Here is a 15,495-nt window from a genome sequence, read left to right as displayed (position 1 = left end):
TTGCGCCACATGATGCGAGTCATGAGTGCTCTGTCCGTTGTGGTGAATGTCCTGATGGCGTCGTAAAGCGATAGCCGTGAATGCCGGATAGCAGCGCCGGCCACCACAAACCAAACCCACTACCTGGGACCCTTCGGCCATAGAGCCGACATTGCCTTACCCTCATCTTCCTGGCTTGTCGCCAGGTTTTTTATTCCAGGCCGCAGACAATCAATTCCAGATGCCACGTAGCTAACGTGTCTGACGGCCTTTCCCCTACTACCACACAGCACCCCGGAACCGGAGGTGTGGAATGCAACGTATGAACCCAACAGATGGACACAATCTGCCTTACTGGTGGTCAACTCTTCTGGGGTTATTTTCCGTTCTCAGTTTACAGGACTACGTCTTTATTCTCGGCGCGCTGGTCTCTGCATACTTCACGATTAAGACCTATTACGCGAAACGGAAAGAAGAGCGTGAACGGCTGGAAGAAGAAAAGAAACGTACACAGTTACTGGCTAAATACCTTGCTGAGGTAAGCGAGAAACCCCACTCCGAACGTCCGGCATCTGCCGAGGTTGTAACGGAGGCAATGCGGAGAATGTCCAGTGGCGAACTTGAAGCTGAGTAAGAAGAGTGGCGCGGCCGGGATCGTTTGTTCAGTGGCGACAATTATCGCAATCGTGATGAATGCGGGCCATGTCAGGACTAACGAGCGCGGGCTGGAGTTAATCGGCAACGCTGAGTCTTGCCGACGTGATCCGTATGTGTGCCCGGCAGGTGTGCTGACTGACGGTATGGGTAATACGCATGGCGTAAAACTCGGCACCGTTAAGTCTGATCAGCAGATCGCAGCCGAGTGGGAGCGCAATATCCTTGATGCTGAATCCTGCGTTAACCGCTACGGGAATGGCAGAAAGCTATCTGACGATACTTTCTCGGCAGCTGTATCGGTAACGTTTCGTGCTGGCTGCGGAAACATGCGCACCTCCACGATGTTCTCTCTTCTCAGAGGTGGGTATATCACCGCGGCATGTAACCAGTTCCCTCGCTGGGTATGGGGAGGCGGCAAGGTTCTGCCTGGTCTGGTAACTCGAGCAGGGAAAGAAAAGGCGCTCTGCCTGGATGGTGTGAAATGAGCCGCCTTACCGCCATCACCGCCGTAGTGGTTGTCTTCCTGCTGGTCTCCATGGCCTGGGCGATTAACCACTACCGCGACAACGCCATCACCTACAAAGACCAGCGCGATAAAGCCATCAAGAATCTCAACCTGGCTAACGCCACCATCAAAGACATGCAGGTGCGCCAGCGCGATGTCGCTGCGCTGGATGCCAAATACACGAAGGATTTAGCTGATGCGAAAAAGCAGCTTGATGATCTGCAGCGTTGTGTTCGCGATGGCAAGTGTGGGTTGCGCATCAACGCAAAATGTCCCGCGAACGGAGCGACCAGCACCGGCGGCATGGGCGATGCTTCCGGCCCCAGACTTACTGACTCCGCTGAACGGGATTATTTCACCCTCAGAGAGCGAATCGTCACAGTGACGAAGCAGGTCGGCTATCTGCAGGACTACATCAAAGAACAGTGTCTCAAGTAGTCATATGCAGTAAAATTGGTTCTCATCACAAGAGGGCTGGATTATGGAAATTACTGAAATTAAGTGGTCAGAAGCGTCAAGGGAATTGCTTATGTCCCAACTTGATTACATGGCTGAGGTTAGAGGCTCACGCAAGGGTGATGATCCTACGCCAATTTCGGTTGGACCTTTCACGGGTTCATACGCTGAATTGCAATCTTTCTTCCAGAGCAACCCAACAGAAGAAGAAATGCACGCCTTCGCCATGGTAGATGGTTACTCAACAAGAAAAACATTCTCGTAAACAGGTCGCTTAGGCGGCCTTTTTTATTTCCATTACAGAAGCTCTTCATTGAGGGGCTTCGATAATGATCTATGTAACCCCGCAAGGATGGTGATCACATCTTGCTGACGGGTAAGCCGTAAGTGGCTAAGCACTTCTGAGAAGCAGGGCAACCGCTGCGTCAGTTGAACATGGTACAATTAATGAGTTGGCAGGATATTAAATTGAGGCGGGGTTTCTATGTGGATAGTGCAAAAAAAATCTAGCGATGACGGTCTTGATGTTGAGATCAGTGCCATTTCCGATGATAACGATCACGGTAAGAAAAGTTGGGGCTGGCATAACCCAGATGAAAAGTGTGTAGTGCTCAGAACCTCGAGTTTATATCAAAAAATGCCTGTCGCAGATAGCATCTTAGAATCGGCGATATCGGAAGCTCAAAAGATATGTGACGAAAAGAACTCGAAGATTTAATGGAAGTAAATCTTAAAGCCGCCTCCTGGCGGTTTTTTGTTGCCATAACCATGGGTAGGCTCATCGTAATGGCAATACCCCAACAAACGGATAAAGAGGCTCTCAATGTCCGAAATCTACCAAATCACGCTAACCACCCAAACAGGCGAAACCTTCACGGGCAAGATGTCACGACGTCAGCCTGAGCTGGTTAACGGCTTTGTGCCGCTGGCGACGGAAACGGGACAGTGGCTGTATTTCGCTCCTGCAGATGTAAAGCGCGTGGAGTTCACGCCAGTACCGGAAGAGCAGACCGAACAAACGACGGAGTAACCAATGAGCAAACCAGATTGGGAGGCCATTGAATCGGCTTACCGGGCTGGTTCATTGTCAGTAAGGGCCATCGGCGAAAAGCATGGCGTTAACCACGCCACCATCCTGAAGAGAGCGAACAAAGAAGGATGGCAGCGCGACCTGACAGAAAAGGTCAGGGCGGCAACCAAGGCCAAGGTAACCAAGTCGGTAACCAAAGACAGTAACCAGTCACCAGTGGTTACTGATGAGCAGATTATTGACCAGGCATCCGATGAGGCGGCCGCTGTAGTCATGGCTCATCGTGAAAGTTTAGCGGCATGGCGCGGCATCACCAATAAGCTCCGCGACTTCCTCGAAGATGCAGATATCACGGAAGAAAATCACGCCTCAATGTCTCGTTCGATCACTGCCGGTGTCGATGCTCAAATCAAAGTGATAAACGCTGAGCGCAAGGCGTATAACCTCGACACCGAGGAAGGTAATAAGACGGTTGATGACCTGTCTAACCTGATGGATTCACTGTCTCAGGGGGCGTAATGAAACCTGAGCACATCAAGCTGCTGTCCGATAAAGACTGGCGGCTGAATAACCTTTACTGGATCACCGACAAAGAGGGCAAGCCCACGCGCTTCAGGATGACGCCTGAGCAGCGGGAATACTTTGAGGGGATCCACACCCGCAACATCATTCTGAAAGCTCGCCAGCTCGGTTTCACAACTGAAGTGTGCATCATCCAGCTCGACGCAGCCCTGTTCGAGTCGGCTAAATGCGCGCTGATCGCCCATACGCTGAATGACGCAAAGCGCCTGTTCCGTGAAAAGGTGAAGTACGCATACGATAAGCTTCCGGCAGAGATAAAGGCGGCCAACCCGGCCAGCAATGATTCTTCCGGCGAGCTCGTCTTCAAGAAGGGCGGCTCACTATACGTCAGCACTTCATTTCGTGGCGGTACGCTGCGTTACCTGCACGTTTCCGAGTTCGGGAAGATATGCGCCAAGTATCCTGACAAAGCCCGTGAGATCGTCACTGGTGCGTTTGAGGCGGTATCGACTGGATGCTTCGCTACTATCGAGAGCACAGCAGAGGGCCGGGCGGGTTACTTCTTCGATTACTGCCAGACGGCAGAGAAGGCTCTACTACAGGGCAAGCCACTTTCACCGCTCGACTGGAAGTTTTTCTTCTTCTCCTGGTGGAAGAATCCGCAGTACGCCATCGACCCGGTAGAGCCACTACCGCAGCGCCTGATTGAATACTTCGCTGAAATGGCGGCGAAGCACGGCGTAGTCGTTAACGAACGCCAGAAAGCCTGGTACTACGCCAAAGAGAAAACGCTCGGCGAGGACATGAAGCGCGAATACCCGACCATTCCGGCCGAGGCTTTCCAGCAGTCTGTCGAGGGCGCGTATTACGCCAAACAGTTCCGCTGGCTCTACACCAACAAGCGAATCGGCCAAATCCCGGATAACTCACACCTGCCGGTTCATACGTTCTGGGATATCGGTGTGGGTGACTCCACGGCGATATGGTTCGTTCGTGAGGTTGGCGAAGAGTTCCACATCATCGACTACTACGAAAACTCCGGCGAGGGGCTGAGGCACTACATGAAGGTGCTGAAAGACCGAGGCTATGAGTACGGCGAGCACTGGGGGCCGCACGACATCGAGAACCGCGAGTTCGGCGCTGATGCCAAATCGCGCAAAGAACTCGCGCAGGAAGGCTATGAAATCGACGGCCAGGTGTACTCGATGACATTCAATGTTGTTCCGAAAACGGGTGTTGATACCGGCATTGAGTCGGTGCGTGAAATCCTCCCGTCCTGTGTATTCGATGAGGAGAAATGCGCCGAGGGCATATCCCACCTGGAGGGCTATCGCAAGGAGTGGGACGACAAGCGCGGCTGCTGGAAAGATAAACCGCTTCATGACTTCACATCACACGGTGCTGACGGCTTCCGCTACTTTGCTGTAGCGAAAAATAACCAAAAACAGGTTGGTGCAATCTTCTTCACATAAGGACAACTCAGTGAGTAACACTACAGAAATGCAAGTCCTCGCTGGGCTCATTGTGAACAGCCTTAACGAGGTTGGGCGCGCGCGCCAGTTGTATGCATCAGGGCTTGGGAAGTCCGGTAACACGAAGCGTCACCATCTGTGGTGCGAATTTGGTTACCCGGAGCGACTCGACTTCGACCACTTCTACAACATGTATGAGCGTAACGGCGCGGCGTTCGGCGCGGTGCATAAGTTGCTCGATGCATGCTGGACTGATACCCCGGTGATCGTCGACGGCGATGAGACGAAGAAGTCTAAGAAGTCGACGCCGTGGGAAAAGAAAGTCACCAAGCTCATGAAGAAGCATTGGGCGAAAGTGAAGGATGCAGATCGGCGCAACCTGGTCGGGCATTACTCAGCACTTATCCTCCAGTTTGCAGACAGCAAGGAGTGGTGGGAGCCTGTCGATCGCAGCGTGATGCGAAATTCTCGCGAGCGCGGCCTGGTCAAGATGATCCCCGCATGGGAAGCGCAGGTTAAACCCGGTGAGCTTGAACAGGACCAGAAATCGCCAGACTATGGCATGCCGAAGTTCTACTATTTCCAGGAACAGCAGGTCGGAGATAACGGCAATATTTCCGGTCCGATGCGGTCGATTAAGATCCACCCTGAGCGCATCATCATGTTTTGCGAGGGCTCAGAGGACGAGACTTCGCTGGCGGGAATTCCCTTCCTGAGAGCTGGTTATAACGACCTACTCGACATGGCCAAGACCTCTGGCGGTAGCGCCGAGGGCTTCCTGAAAAATGCCAGCAGGCAACTCGGCATAAACATGTCGAAGGATACAAACCTCAAGACCATCATCGACGAGGCGAAGAAAGCCGGATATGCAGGTCTGGCAGAGGCACTGAACGCCGCAATCCAGAAGTTGAACTCAGGCACAGATTCCGCGTTGGTTACACAGGACGGCGAGGCTAAGGTGCTTTCTGTGGCCGCTGCCGACCCAAGCCCTACCTGGATGGTCTCGGCGAACCAATTCTCTTCATCTGTGCAGATACCTTTCACCATCATATTTGGTCAGCAGACAGGCCGCCTAGCCTCGGATCAAGATAAGAACGATTTTGCCAAGCGGTGCAATGGTCGTCGGTCAGGGTTCCAGTCAGGTCGGGTAACAGCGGTGATTGAGCGCCTGTGGACCGTTGAAGTTATCGAGCCGCCGAAGTCTGGTGAAATAACGCTAACCTGGTCTGATCTACTCGCGCCAAGCGAGAAAGAGAAAATTGCCAACATGAAGGAAATGGCTGCGGTCGCGAAGGATACCCAGCAAGCCTATGGCACACCTGCTGTTGATGAGAACGAAGTCAGGGAGGCGGGAGAACTTGAGCCGCGTGAAGATGTTAAGCCGCCTGATCCAAATAAAAAGGTAACGACCGATGATCCTCTTTCCGATGACACCGGAGCAAAAGACGAAAGTCGGGACACCGGTAGTTCCGCGCAGCAAGGTTGACCCGACGCGCTCGGCAAAGCAGGTTACCGCGATGTACCGGGATATAGAGGAGCGGTATCTCGGCATCAAGCGCGCGCTAAAAGCACTGTTTGACCAGCGGCTGACCGGGCGAGATCGTGAGGTAAACCGCCATAACTGGCACTTCCTGTGCCACGACCATGGCGAGGATATGCGGCTCTACCAGGTCAACGCTGGCAAGTTCATCTACGACATGTCAGCACAGGAACTGGCTGATCTGCTGGAAGCGGTGCAAGGCATTCTCGACGATTACCTGCTGGAAGGTGGCGAGCAAAACCTCTGGGCGATGGATTACGTCGTTGCAGAAGCGCAGCGCGGCACGCTGGAGGCCTTCAACAACCTTTCGCAGCAGTCGCAGGTGTACGCCAGCCAGACGACGTTACAGCAACTTTTAAGCAGCCCCGGTCACCTTAATCAGGTGGCGGCTGCCAGGCTGACAACGTTTAGTGACTGGAAGGTTATCAGCGACACAGCCCGCGGCGATTTAACCAACATCATCACCGATGCGGTAGCGCGCGGTGTAAATCCACGCGAGACGGCCAGCGTCATCAGTAAGCGTCTTGACGTATCGATGTCGAAGGCCAAGACCATCGCTCAGACTGAGCAGGTCGGCGCGCTGCGGCAGGCGCAATGGAACGAAACCGACTGGGCTGCTGACCGGCTTGGGCTGAACACTGGCCTGCTGTGGCTGTCAGCGCTCAAGCCCACAACGCGCACCTGGCACGCCAGCCGTCACGGCAAGGTCTACACCACCGAAGAGGTGCGGGACTTCTACGCCGAGAACGGCAACCGGTACAACTGCTATTGCAGCCAGATTCCGGTGCTTCTCAACGACGACGGCAGCATATTCAACGAAGGGCTGGCGGATAAGTTGGCGAAAGAGCGAAAAATCTGGAATAAGACTCAATGATTATGAAAAACAGCCGATAAGGTATAGGGACATTTTCAAGGAGAATACTATGGAAAAATATATCGTAACTTATCGCGCTTTTGGACATAACAACGTTCAATTGGGAGAAGGGCATACAGCTGTTGAGTATGCGGAAGGAAGTTTTACTGCGGTAGGTTTTTTGAAAGATGTTGAAGACGAGGCGCTAACTGATGCCCAGAGTCGCCATCAAAACGCAATCAGAATTATCATTAACTCTGTATTTAAGCTCTAGCCCATATAGTTGAACTAAACCCTCCTCCGGAGGGTTTTTTATTGCCTGAAATCCACCAATGAGGACGCAACGTGAAGCTATCCAGCATCCACGTTAAATCCCTCGCCATCAACGCCTCCAACATCTCAACGACCACCATCAACGGCCAGGAACACTACGTCATTCGTGGTGCGGTTCCGATCGTCGATGACATCGTGATGAATGGCGGCCTGTACCCGGCGGAGGAGATTAACAACAGCTACCAGACGATGGAGCGCAAGTTAATGCCGATCGGCCACCCGATGGTGAACGGCAAATACGTCAGCGCCAACGATCCGCAGGCGGTCAACGATTACTACGCCGGGGCATGGGCTCAGAACGTCAGCAAGGCCAACGATAAGGTCGTGATGGACGTTTACGTCAATAAGGCTGTAGCAGATACCAAGCCTGACGGTAAGCGCCTTATCCAACGCCTGGACGACATGATTTCCGGCAATAACGCCGATCCGATTCATGTCTCCACCGGACTGCTGCTGAACAAAGAGCAAAAGGCAGGGGAATCGAAACAGAAGAAATACTCCTGGGTCGCTCACAACATGCAGTTCGACCACATCGCGATCCTGCTCGACGAGCCCGGAGCCGGGACGCCTGATGAAGGTGTCGGCATGTTCGTTAACGCTGACGGGCAAGAGGCTGATGTTGAATCGACGAGCCTCATCGATGCAGCCAACAGCATGAAAGTCGGCTGGTGGAACAAAGTGAAGTTCTTCATCAGCAACGCTTCAGAGATGTCCTTCCACGACATCTACCAGGCACTGCGCATGTCCATAAAGCAGGACGACAAAAAGTGGCGCTACGTCGTCAGTGTCTGGCCTGACCATTTTGTTTACGAAGAGGATGGCGAGAACGTCAAACCGAAGCTCTTCGACCAGAAATACCTCATCTCTGACAAAGTCGTAACGCTTGTCGGCGATCCAGTAGAAGTCGTGCGCAAACCAACTGAGTACGAAGTCAAAACCAACGGAGAAACAAACCCGATGAAAGAGAAGATGATCGCCGCGCTCAATGCCGCAGGCGTTAAAACCGAGGGGCTGACCGACGATCAGGTCTGGGATGCCTACAACCAGCAGATGAAGAAGAAAGATGGCGGCGGCGACCTGGGCCAGGCTCAGATCAACTCTGATGTGATTACTGCCGCTGTTAATGCGGCGCTCACCCCGCTGAACGAAAAGCTGAGCAAGCTTGAAACCCAGCTGCAGGCGAACGCAGAAAGCGACCTGAAAACCAAGCGCGATGCGGTTAAAGCGAAATTCTCGTTCATGACTGAAGCGGCGATCAACTCGCTGGCTGGCGACGCGCTGAACGACTTGTACTCACAGTGCCAGACCAGCACCGGTCTTAACCCTGCATTCCAGGGGAATGGCGCTCAGAGTGAAATCCTTAACATGGAGGCACCTGAATAATGGCTCTCGCACCTCGTTTCCATACCGTAATCGCGGGCCCGGCCCGTAAGAATGACCCGCAGGTCATTGAAGCAATCATGGCGGCGGCCGTGAAGCCCGGCTCACTGGTAATGCTCGACAGCACCGGGAAACTGGCGGTTCACAATGTCGCTGGTGGTGCAGGCGTTGCTCTGGCTCTTCAGCACAACTATATCGGCGGTGGTGACATTCGCGACTCGGTTCCTGCAGGTGATACCGGCGCGGCCATCATGTGCGAAGACGATGTGGATTACCACATGCTGGTCAAGGCAGGCGAAGTGCTGCTGGAAAACGAAGGCCTGGTTTCTGCCGGTGACGGCACGCTTGCCAAGGCAACCACGCCAGCCACCGACCAGGTCCTCTTTTATTCACGCGAAAAAATCACCGTTGGCGCTGAAGCTCAGCTCGTGAAAGTTCGCAAATCAGGGAAAGCAACCGCATGAGCATGAGCATGATCGTATTCAACAAAAAGCTGATCACCGAACACAACCAGGTGAAGCAGGCATGGAATCAGCTGCTGATGCAGCGTGAATCCTTCAACATCAACCAGAACACCATTTCCGCCCAGTACGGCGGCGCGCTGGAAGTTAACCAGGCCGCGCTGATTTCCAAAGACTATTGGCGCGAAGTGGACAACATCACCACCCGAGTCTTCCGTAATGACGAAGGAAACGGCCTGCTGGATGATTTGCTCGGTCTCGGTACGCCGATCTCTATCGGCAAGACAGCGGCGCTGTACCGCGTTTCCAGTGATGCCGGTAAGGTTCATCGCTCACTGACGGGCCACGTGCCGGAAGAGCTGGATAAAGTCCTTTACGATGAGGCTGGTGACCCGGTCCCAATCTTCAACACCGGCTACGGCCGCGAATGGCGTGAGTGGAACGGCATGCAGTCAGAAAACCTTGACGCAATGGCAGATGACCAGGAAGCGCACGTTGCAGCCATCCGCGAGGATATGGCCGACTACATGCTTTCAGGTGACGCGAAAGTGAAGGTGAAGGGTTATGTCGGCGCAGGCATTACCAACCACGCCAACACCAACCAGGTGGATCTGAGTGCATCCGGTCTGAATATTGACCTGACCACCTCCACTCCTGACGAAACTGTCGCGTTCTTCACCGGCCCGTTCGCGAAACTGCTGGACGATAACTATGTGCAGGAAAAGGTAAAAGCATGGGCATCTCCGGATATCATGCGCAACCTGAACCGACCGTACTCCGATGCTGCCGGATTCAAAGAAGGCACTGTGCTGGAATACATCCTGCGCTATGGCCGCATCGAGTCGTTCAACCAGACCTTTAAGCTGACCGGTAACCACTTCATTGCCTACGTACGCAATTCGCAGTACATCAAGACGCGCATCGCCGCGCCGGTGGGTACCTTCATGATCCCGCGTCAGAATCCGTTCGACAACTACAACTCCCTGGTCTGGAGTGCTGTCGGTCTGCAGATTAAGCGCGATTTCAACGGTCGTTCTAAAGTGTTCAACGCACAGGGTTAAGGGGCTTCGGCCCCTTTTCTTCGGGAGAGAGCATGAAAAAGTTAAAAGTCGAGAAGACTGGCTGCTGGGGAACGATTAACGGCGTATTCCAGCAACTGCCGGTGGGCCATGAGTTCGTTGCGGTTGGTGTTCCGCCTGCTTTCGCTGGCCGCGTATCGGTCGTTGGTGAAGTTGAAGAGCAGGAGCTTGAAGTTGCCACACCTGGTGCTGACGATAAACCTGCAGAGCAGGCAGAGCAGGCAGAGCAGGCAGAGCAGGCAGAGCAGGCAGAGCAGGCAGAGCAGGCAGAGCAGGCAGACACCACCGCTAAATCGAAAAAGGCGAAATAACCATGGCTGACCCAATCACAGCGGCAGACGTGCAGGCGTTCCTCGGTGAATTGGGTTACTCCATCCCGGGCGCGCTGCTGGAGCCGATTCTCTGCGTGGTGAACAAGATTATTCCGTGCCTCGATGGTGCGGGTTATGACGACTGCACCGCGAAGCTGATCCTGATGTACGCCGCCGCGCTTATGGCTACTTCGTCCGGCGCGCGCCGCATCAAATCGCAGGGTGCGCCGTCTGGTGCATCCCGTTCGTTTGATTATAGCGACGACAGCATTACCTGGCTGCGTGATTCGCTGGCCCGGATTGATACCAGCGGTTGCACCGGTGAGTTACCGATCAGCGCAGGTAATGGCGTCGGCCTGTTCATGGTGGTAGGGGGGTGCTGATGACGTACAAATCAGTGAAGCACGGTCTACCGCGCTCGTTCACCCGCGTATGGGTGATGACCGACACCGGGCGGGAGACTACCGGCTACGTTAAATCGGATGGTGAGTGGCATATCAACTGTGACCGCATCCGGGCGACTGGCGCGAAGGTGCTGCGCTGGAAGGAGGGCTGATGTCATCGGTAGCGAACTGGTCATACACCGCCACGGCGACAATCTGGCGCAAACTGGAAGGCAATGACGAATACGGCGACCCAATGGGATATGCCGTACCTGAGCAAATCATGGTGGATTACGAAGGTGGTCTGTCAAAGCGTATCGGTAGTCTCGGCGCGGAAATCGTCGTGAAGAATACCGTGTGGACGGAGTTCGCGCTGGCGACCGCCGGTGATTACCTGCTCATTGGCGTTTCGACCGAAGCCGACCCGGTTGTAGCCGGTGCTGACGAGGTGCGGCAGGTTATCCGCTATGCCGACACGTTCGAGCGCCTGGCGGATGATTATGCGATACTGACAGGCGTATGATTTCAACGGAGGTGCTCTGATGTGGATTAGCTTGGCAGTTATAATTCTCGGCGTTGCAACTATCGCGATTTCCTCCAGAAGCATTTACGAGATGTGGCGATGGCTACGCGAAAATCATAAAAATTAAGGTCGCCACGGCGGCCTTTTTTATTGCCTGGAGAAAGCCATGGGCATCAAATTGCGAGGTGTCCAGCGTACTGTGCGCAACACTAACCGCATCATCAACGATATTCAGGGGCGAAAAATTGTGCGTGCCCTTCAGTCTGCGATGCTAATTGGCGGTGCTAGAGCTGCCCTCTACACTCCAATCGATACATCGGCGCTGATTAACAGTCAGTTCAGGGAAATCATAACCAACGGCGCAATTGTTACCGGGCGCGTGGGGTATTCGACGAACTACGCCGTTTATGTTCACGATCCGGCCAACCCTCAGCAATTTAGACGCTCCACAGCTAAGAAAGAGTTCCTTACGCTTGGATTCGAAGAAGAACGAAGCGCTATTGATGCTGCTGTTGCCAAGGAGCTTTCCCTATGAAGCCAATGATGCACGAGCGGGTTAGAAACCTGTTTGTTAACGCAGGGCTAACGTCTGGATTTACTGTCCAGCAATTGATGTACGACGACCCAGGGAAATTATCCGAGGCGTTAATGGTATTCAGGCCTAACGGCGGCACAAACATCCGCAACGAGCTTGGCTCTGAATATCACGTGATAGTCGATGTTATTGGCGCTAAAGGCGTAGGTGCCAAAGACAAAGCCTTAAACGCCGTTCAGCGCATCACTGATTACGTCCAGGCTAATCCTATTAGCGATAGCTGTGTGGGACATATCGAAAATATGGGGGGCATCCCGCCACCGGTATTAACCGAAGAGGGAAGGATAGTTTTCCGACTTCAATTCGCTTGCCTCTACGGGGAGTAAGCACAATCAGCAGGCTGCCGTTCGGCGGCCTTTTTCATTTCAAAGAGGTAAGTAATTATGCAAGGCTGCTCTACTGACAACAGTAAGCTATTTGGTCGTGCCGTTGTGTTAGAGGTGGCCTTGGGCTGCCCTGACGCAGTTCCACCGGAAAGCGAGCGTCAATCCCTCATGGCAGGCACTTCAAAGGGTTTCGACTTCAGCCCTAACACGGTCACCAGCGACGCTGATGATACGAAGGGATACGTTGAAAATATCGTAACTAACTCGGATTTCACCATCAGCTTTGAAGGTGAGGTGCGTAAACGCGACAAGTTGGATCAATTTGGCGTTGGCAAGTTCATCAAATACTACAACGATGAAGTTAAAGCGGGGCGCCAGCCAACCATTTGGGTGTTTATGGATTATGGTCCGGTGCAATTTCAGGGGTACATGGTTATTACCGCACTTAGCTCTGATGGCGGCAGTAATGACATTGTAACGCTTTCCACAGAGTTCAAAGTGGCAGACTCGGACACTATAGATGTTCAGGAAACGCCTGATGATGTGGCTGTTGCAAGCGTCAGCGTTACCCCCGCGACAAGCAGCGGTGCTGTTGGATCAACCGTTCAGCTTACCGCGAACGTTCTCCCTTCTGACGCTACAGATAAAACCGGTACCTGGACATCGTCTGACCCCACCAAGGCCACAGTTAGCTCTACAGGACTTGTGACGCGAGTTGCAACCGGCAGCGCCACGATGACCTTCACCACTAATGACGGTGCAAAAACCGGAACCAGTGCAATCACAGTAACGGCGTAATTACCATTTCAGGGGCTCCCTGATGGTGGCCCCGAAAATGGTAATTGCAGAGTAAACCCATGACACCACTTAAAGAAATTGGCGAATTACTTATTAGTGTTGGCCCGGATGATTTCTTTTTCCGGCCGTCATTCATCAATATGACCAGAATTGGCGCGCCAGCAGAAATAGTTCAGACATTTTATGACCTTCATCATGACGAAGTGACTGCGCTTATTCAGTCGGCTATTGATGCGTACGGCTACATACCGCCCTGGCTCATCACACACCTAAAAAGCTCGACATATGGACGCAAAGCATTAATTGCTGCGTCCAGCGTGCTGTCGTCATGCTGCGACAAAGATGTCACTTCACTTACAGGTGAATTAAGGGTCTCCAGGGTCGCAGGGAAGGCATTCAAACTTCGACGCGGCTTAATGGACGAGTTCGACATGTTGGTCATTGCCCAGTCGCTGATCACCCACGGGATTATTGGGAAAGCGAAAGTAAGACACCTTCAGCGCCATGAAAGCGGAGAGGCAACATCTGAGTTTAGAGCCTTCGAGTACATCAGCGCAGCACGTAACCACTTTGGCATGAGCCGGGCGGAAGCGGAGCAGTTATCGATGACGGAATTTCAGCTCTTAATTGCCGCCAAATACCCCGACCAGAAAGGCTTTACAAAAGACGAGTACGACGCGGTTGCTGATGAATATCTGGCGAAGAAGGCGCGACGCCTGGCTAAATCAGGATAGCATCCGATTTCTCACCTGAGATCAATAAATCAGCGTTTGCCGTTGCGATTACCACAAGCCCTGATAGGATTAGTCCGAATAACTCAAAAGGGATGGGGATATGAAGAAGATTGCGCTGTTGTTACTATTAAGCGGATTATTTAGCTCCGCATATGCAGAAGACTGCATTGGATCAGATGGTTACAGTGTTTGCACGAGTACTAGCGAGGCGGCTAACGGAGATACGACAATCTCATCTTACGATACTGAAGGTAATAATTATTCAGTAACATCTGGATCAAGGAATCATTCGGATGGTTCGACAGAGGTGTTTTCTAGTGACTCAGAGGGAAATCAATATTCAGTGAAAAGCTGGTGCGATTCCTCAGGCTGCCATAGTTCCGACAGCGATGGAAATACGTGCACAATAACAAATTCTGGCGAAACAATTGGTTGCTGAGGTTGCTATGTGGAAAAAAACAATATCAGTGATCGTTGTCATCCTTATCGCTTTTTCAATTTTTGTATACACAAGCATTTCGTTTTTTGCTGTGCAGCCAATTGGTGCGATCCCTGAAGGTGCTACGTTTATAATGTGGAAGAAGGGGAAAATGAGTACATTCGAAAGCCCTGACGGATTATGCATCAAAGTAACCGGCGGGGTAAGTCTGATGTGTCGTAGCATGATGCTTAGAACAGCTACGGATGAAGGGGCCGTGCTCTTTAAAATGCCATATATTAAGTCTATATACTTAAAGTCGACTGGCGGTAAAGAGTTCGACAGATAGTCAGATGTAGCCCGACACGACAGAGAAGAAGCCCGCCGCGAGCGGGTTTTTTATTGCCTGGAGAAAAAGAAATGGCTGGCACCGTTAGCGCAGGAACAATCGTTTACGAAGTGGATATGGACACCGCCGGGATCCTTCAGGGACGCCGGGATATTGATGCCGCGTTGAATGGGCTTAACGGTAGCATGGGTCGTCTTGAGGCGGGATTAAACCGCACTGAGCGATCCCTGTCTTCGATTGAAGGCACTATGTCCAGCTTAACTGGCGTCGCGAAAGCGCTCATAGCAGCTCTTTCTGTCCAGCAGGTTGGCGCATATGCCCAGGCATGGCAGGACCTGAGTAATAAACTGGCAAACGCAGTCAGGGATTCCGTACCGCCGTTTGAAACACTGGCTGATGTCACAGAGCGTGTTTTCGACATCTCGCAAAAGACCCGCTCTGGTCTTGATGCCACCGCCACGCTATATGCACGACTGGAGCGCTCAACGAGTAGCTACGGCGTAAGTGTAGAGGACATCACCAGGCTGACAACCATTATTAACCAAGGTTTTGTGGTGTCAGGGGCAACAGCCGAGGAGGCGAGCAACGCAATCATTCAGCTTGCTCAGGGGCTGGCGTCCGGCGCTTTAAGAGGTGATGAATTTAACTCTGTGAACGAGCAGGGTGAATCGCCACGGGTTTAACAGACACCTCAGAGTCATTTAAGATGGCTTAAAGAGAGGTGCCCATGAGCGGTAAGCGTTATCCCGAAGAGTTTAAAACTGAAGCAGTCAAACAGGTTGTTGATCGCG

At 52.8% G+C, this 15,495-nt stretch carries 21 protein-coding genes and 1 pseudogene; all 22 read left to right on the top strand.

Annotation, left to right across the window (positions count from 1 at the left end):
• The first annotated feature begins 292 nt into the window (after positions 1-292).
• The gene (locus C3451_RS08395) at positions 293-613 is read left to right on the top strand and encodes a hypothetical protein (RefSeq protein ID WP_017383027.1); all 321 of its coding nucleotides are present in this window, start codon (positions 293-295) and stop codon (positions 611-613) included.
• Between the two features lie 55 nt (positions 614-668).
• Complete coding sequence (locus tag C3451_RS08390) at positions 669-1,121, top strand: lysozyme (RefSeq protein WP_223862215.1); 453 nt, start codon at positions 669-671, stop codon at positions 1,119-1,121.
• The gene (locus C3451_RS08385; protein ID WP_063153561.1) at positions 1,118-1,579 is read left to right on the top strand and encodes a lysis protein; all 462 of its coding nucleotides are present in this window, start codon (positions 1,118-1,120) and stop codon (positions 1,577-1,579) included. The genes C3451_RS08390 and C3451_RS08385 overlap by 4 nt, the downstream gene beginning before the upstream one ends.
• A gap of 43 nt (positions 1,580-1,622) precedes the next feature.
• Positions 1,623-1,862 carry a hypothetical protein gene (locus tag C3451_RS08380; RefSeq protein WP_045621975.1) on the top strand — a complete coding sequence of 80 codons (240 nt, stop codon included), beginning with the start codon at positions 1,623-1,625 and terminating at the stop codon, positions 1,860-1,862.
• Positions 1,863-2,420: 558 nt separating this feature from the next.
• On the top strand, positions 2,421-2,627 hold the full coding sequence (locus C3451_RS08375) for a hypothetical protein (protein ID WP_045621973.1): 207 nt from the start codon (positions 2,421-2,423) through the stop codon (positions 2,625-2,627).
• A gap of 3 nt (positions 2,628-2,630) precedes the next feature.
• On the top strand, positions 2,631-3,146 hold the full coding sequence (locus C3451_RS08370) for a hypothetical protein (RefSeq protein ID WP_045621971.1): 516 nt from the start codon (positions 2,631-2,633) through the stop codon (positions 3,144-3,146).
• Positions 3,146-4,621, top strand: a complete 1,476-nt coding sequence (locus tag C3451_RS08365; RefSeq protein ID WP_045621970.1) for a terminase — start codon at positions 3,146-3,148, stop codon at positions 4,619-4,621. The genes C3451_RS08370 and C3451_RS08365 overlap by 1 nt, the downstream gene beginning before the upstream one ends.
• A gap of 28 nt (positions 4,622-4,649) precedes the next feature.
• Positions 4,650-6,107, top strand: a complete 1,458-nt coding sequence (locus C3451_RS08360; protein WP_045621969.1) for a phage portal protein — start codon at positions 4,650-4,652, stop codon at positions 6,105-6,107.
• Complete coding sequence (locus tag C3451_RS08355; protein ID WP_045621968.1) at positions 6,034-7,035, top strand: phage minor head protein; 1,002 nt, start codon at positions 6,034-6,036, stop codon at positions 7,033-7,035. Before C3451_RS08360 ends, C3451_RS08355 begins: the two co-directional genes overlap by 74 nt.
• A 49-nt stretch (positions 7,036-7,084) precedes the next feature.
• On the top strand, positions 7,085-7,288 hold the full coding sequence (locus C3451_RS08350; RefSeq protein WP_045621967.1) for a hypothetical protein: 204 nt from the start codon (positions 7,085-7,087) through the stop codon (positions 7,286-7,288).
• A gap of 71 nt (positions 7,289-7,359) precedes the next feature.
• On the top strand, positions 7,360-8,730 hold the full coding sequence (locus C3451_RS08345) for a hypothetical protein (RefSeq protein ID WP_063139422.1): 1,371 nt from the start codon (positions 7,360-7,362) through the stop codon (positions 8,728-8,730).
• Positions 8,730-9,191 (top strand): hypothetical protein, encoded by a 462-nt coding sequence (locus tag C3451_RS08340; protein ID WP_023294167.1) that lies wholly within the window; start codon positions 8,730-8,732, stop codon positions 9,189-9,191. Before C3451_RS08345 ends, C3451_RS08340 begins: the two co-directional genes overlap by 1 nt.
• A complete protein-coding gene (locus tag C3451_RS08335) occupies positions 9,188-10,249 on the top strand; it encodes a major capsid protein (RefSeq protein ID WP_223862210.1) in 1,062 nt (353 codons plus the stop codon). The genes C3451_RS08340 and C3451_RS08335 overlap by 4 nt, the downstream gene beginning before the upstream one ends.
• A 32-nt stretch (positions 10,250-10,281) precedes the next feature.
• Positions 10,282-10,578 (top strand): hypothetical protein, encoded by a 297-nt coding sequence (locus tag C3451_RS08330; RefSeq protein ID WP_063844570.1) that lies wholly within the window; start codon positions 10,282-10,284, stop codon positions 10,576-10,578.
• A gap of 2 nt (positions 10,579-10,580) precedes the next feature.
• Entirely contained in the window at positions 10,581-10,961 is a 381-nt protein-coding gene (locus tag C3451_RS08325; RefSeq protein ID WP_045623593.1) for a hypothetical protein, read from the top strand.
• The gene (locus C3451_RS08320) at positions 10,961-11,134 is read left to right on the top strand and encodes a hypothetical protein (RefSeq protein WP_063844569.1); all 174 of its coding nucleotides are present in this window, start codon (positions 10,961-10,963) and stop codon (positions 11,132-11,134) included. Before C3451_RS08325 ends, C3451_RS08320 begins: the two co-directional genes overlap by 1 nt.
• Positions 11,134-11,484 (top strand): hypothetical protein, encoded by a 351-nt coding sequence (locus tag C3451_RS08315; protein WP_045623579.1) that lies wholly within the window; start codon positions 11,134-11,136, stop codon positions 11,482-11,484. Before C3451_RS08320 ends, C3451_RS08315 begins: the two co-directional genes overlap by 1 nt.
• A gap of 166 nt (positions 11,485-11,650) precedes the next feature.
• The gene (locus C3451_RS08310) at positions 11,651-12,019 is read left to right on the top strand and encodes a hypothetical protein (protein WP_045623581.1); all 369 of its coding nucleotides are present in this window, start codon (positions 11,651-11,653) and stop codon (positions 12,017-12,019) included.
• Positions 12,016-12,405 (top strand): hypothetical protein, encoded by a 390-nt coding sequence (locus C3451_RS08305; protein ID WP_045623583.1) that lies wholly within the window; start codon positions 12,016-12,018, stop codon positions 12,403-12,405. The genes C3451_RS08310 and C3451_RS08305 overlap by 4 nt, the downstream gene beginning before the upstream one ends.
• A 57-nt stretch (positions 12,406-12,462) precedes the next feature.
• Positions 12,463-13,203 (top strand): Ig-like domain-containing protein, encoded by a 741-nt coding sequence (locus C3451_RS08300; RefSeq protein ID WP_045623585.1) that lies wholly within the window; start codon positions 12,463-12,465, stop codon positions 13,201-13,203.
• Positions 13,204-13,262: 59 nt separating this feature from the next.
• Positions 13,263-13,937: a DUF6246 family protein gene (locus tag C3451_RS08295; protein WP_045623587.1), complete on the top strand. Its 675-nt coding sequence runs from the start codon at positions 13,263-13,265 to the stop codon at positions 13,935-13,937.
• Positions 13,938-14,775: 838 nt separating this feature from the next.
• A pseudogene (locus C3451_RS08280) lies at positions 14,776-15,369 on the top strand (tape measure protein); the annotation flags it as partial.
• Between the last annotated feature and the right edge of the window lie 126 nt (positions 15,370-15,495).

Origin of the sequence: Enterobacter sp. 301B (assembly GCF_003850715.1) — a bacterium.
GTDB lineage: Bacteria > Pseudomonadota > Gammaproteobacteria > Enterobacterales > Enterobacteriaceae > Enterobacter > Enterobacter intestinihominis.
The sequence above is the reverse complement of the archived record's forward strand: the minus strand, read 5'-3'. Positions and strand labels throughout refer to the sequence as shown.

Bases quoted from the DNA above. Each gene is read 5' to 3' on its own strand.
- C3451_RS08340 (WP_023294167.1), top strand. From the start codon at position 8,730: ATGGCTCTCGCACCTCGTTTCCATACCGTAATCGCGGGCCCGGCCCGT.
- C3451_RS08370 (WP_045621971.1), top strand. From the start codon at position 2,631: ATGAGCAAACCAGATTGGGAGGCCATTGAATCGGCTTACCGGGCTGGT.
- C3451_RS08320 (WP_063844569.1), top strand. From the start codon at position 10,961: ATGACGTACAAATCAGTGAAGCACGGTCTACCGCGCTCGTTCACCCGC.
- C3451_RS08330 (WP_063844570.1), top strand. From the start codon at position 10,282: ATGAAAAAGTTAAAAGTCGAGAAGACTGGCTGCTGGGGAACGATTAAC.
- C3451_RS08300 (WP_045623585.1), top strand. From the start codon at position 12,463: ATGCAAGGCTGCTCTACTGACAACAGTAAGCTATTTGGTCGTGCCGTT.
- C3451_RS08375 (WP_045621973.1), top strand. From the start codon at position 2,421: ATGTCCGAAATCTACCAAATCACGCTAACCACCCAAACAGGCGAAACC.
- C3451_RS08380 (WP_045621975.1), top strand. From the start codon at position 1,623: ATGGAAATTACTGAAATTAAGTGGTCAGAAGCGTCAAGGGAATTGCTT.
- C3451_RS08325 (WP_045623593.1), top strand. From the start codon at position 10,581: ATGGCTGACCCAATCACAGCGGCAGACGTGCAGGCGTTCCTCGGTGAA.
- C3451_RS08315 (WP_045623579.1), top strand. From the start codon at position 11,134: ATGTCATCGGTAGCGAACTGGTCATACACCGCCACGGCGACAATCTGG.
- C3451_RS08335 (WP_223862210.1), top strand. From the start codon at position 9,188: ATGAGCATGAGCATGATCGTATTCAACAAAAAGCTGATCACCGAACAC.
- C3451_RS08350 (WP_045621967.1), top strand. From the start codon at position 7,085: ATGGAAAAATATATCGTAACTTATCGCGCTTTTGGACATAACAACGTT.
- C3451_RS08385 (WP_063153561.1), top strand. From the start codon at position 1,118: ATGAGCCGCCTTACCGCCATCACCGCCGTAGTGGTTGTCTTCCTGCTG.
- C3451_RS08295 (WP_045623587.1), top strand. From the start codon at position 13,263: ATGACACCACTTAAAGAAATTGGCGAATTACTTATTAGTGTTGGCCCG.
- C3451_RS08395 (WP_017383027.1), top strand. From the start codon at position 293: ATGCAACGTATGAACCCAACAGATGGACACAATCTGCCTTACTGGTGG.
- C3451_RS08355 (WP_045621968.1), top strand. From the start codon at position 6,034: ATGATCCTCTTTCCGATGACACCGGAGCAAAAGACGAAAGTCGGGACA.
- C3451_RS08305 (WP_045623583.1), top strand. From the start codon at position 12,016: ATGAAGCCAATGATGCACGAGCGGGTTAGAAACCTGTTTGTTAACGCA.
- C3451_RS08365 (WP_045621970.1), top strand. From the start codon at position 3,146: ATGAAACCTGAGCACATCAAGCTGCTGTCCGATAAAGACTGGCGGCTG.
- C3451_RS08390 (WP_223862215.1), top strand. From the start codon at position 669: ATGAATGCGGGCCATGTCAGGACTAACGAGCGCGGGCTGGAGTTAATC.
- C3451_RS08310 (WP_045623581.1), top strand. From the start codon at position 11,651: ATGGGCATCAAATTGCGAGGTGTCCAGCGTACTGTGCGCAACACTAAC.
- C3451_RS08360 (WP_045621969.1), top strand. From the start codon at position 4,650: ATGCAAGTCCTCGCTGGGCTCATTGTGAACAGCCTTAACGAGGTTGGG.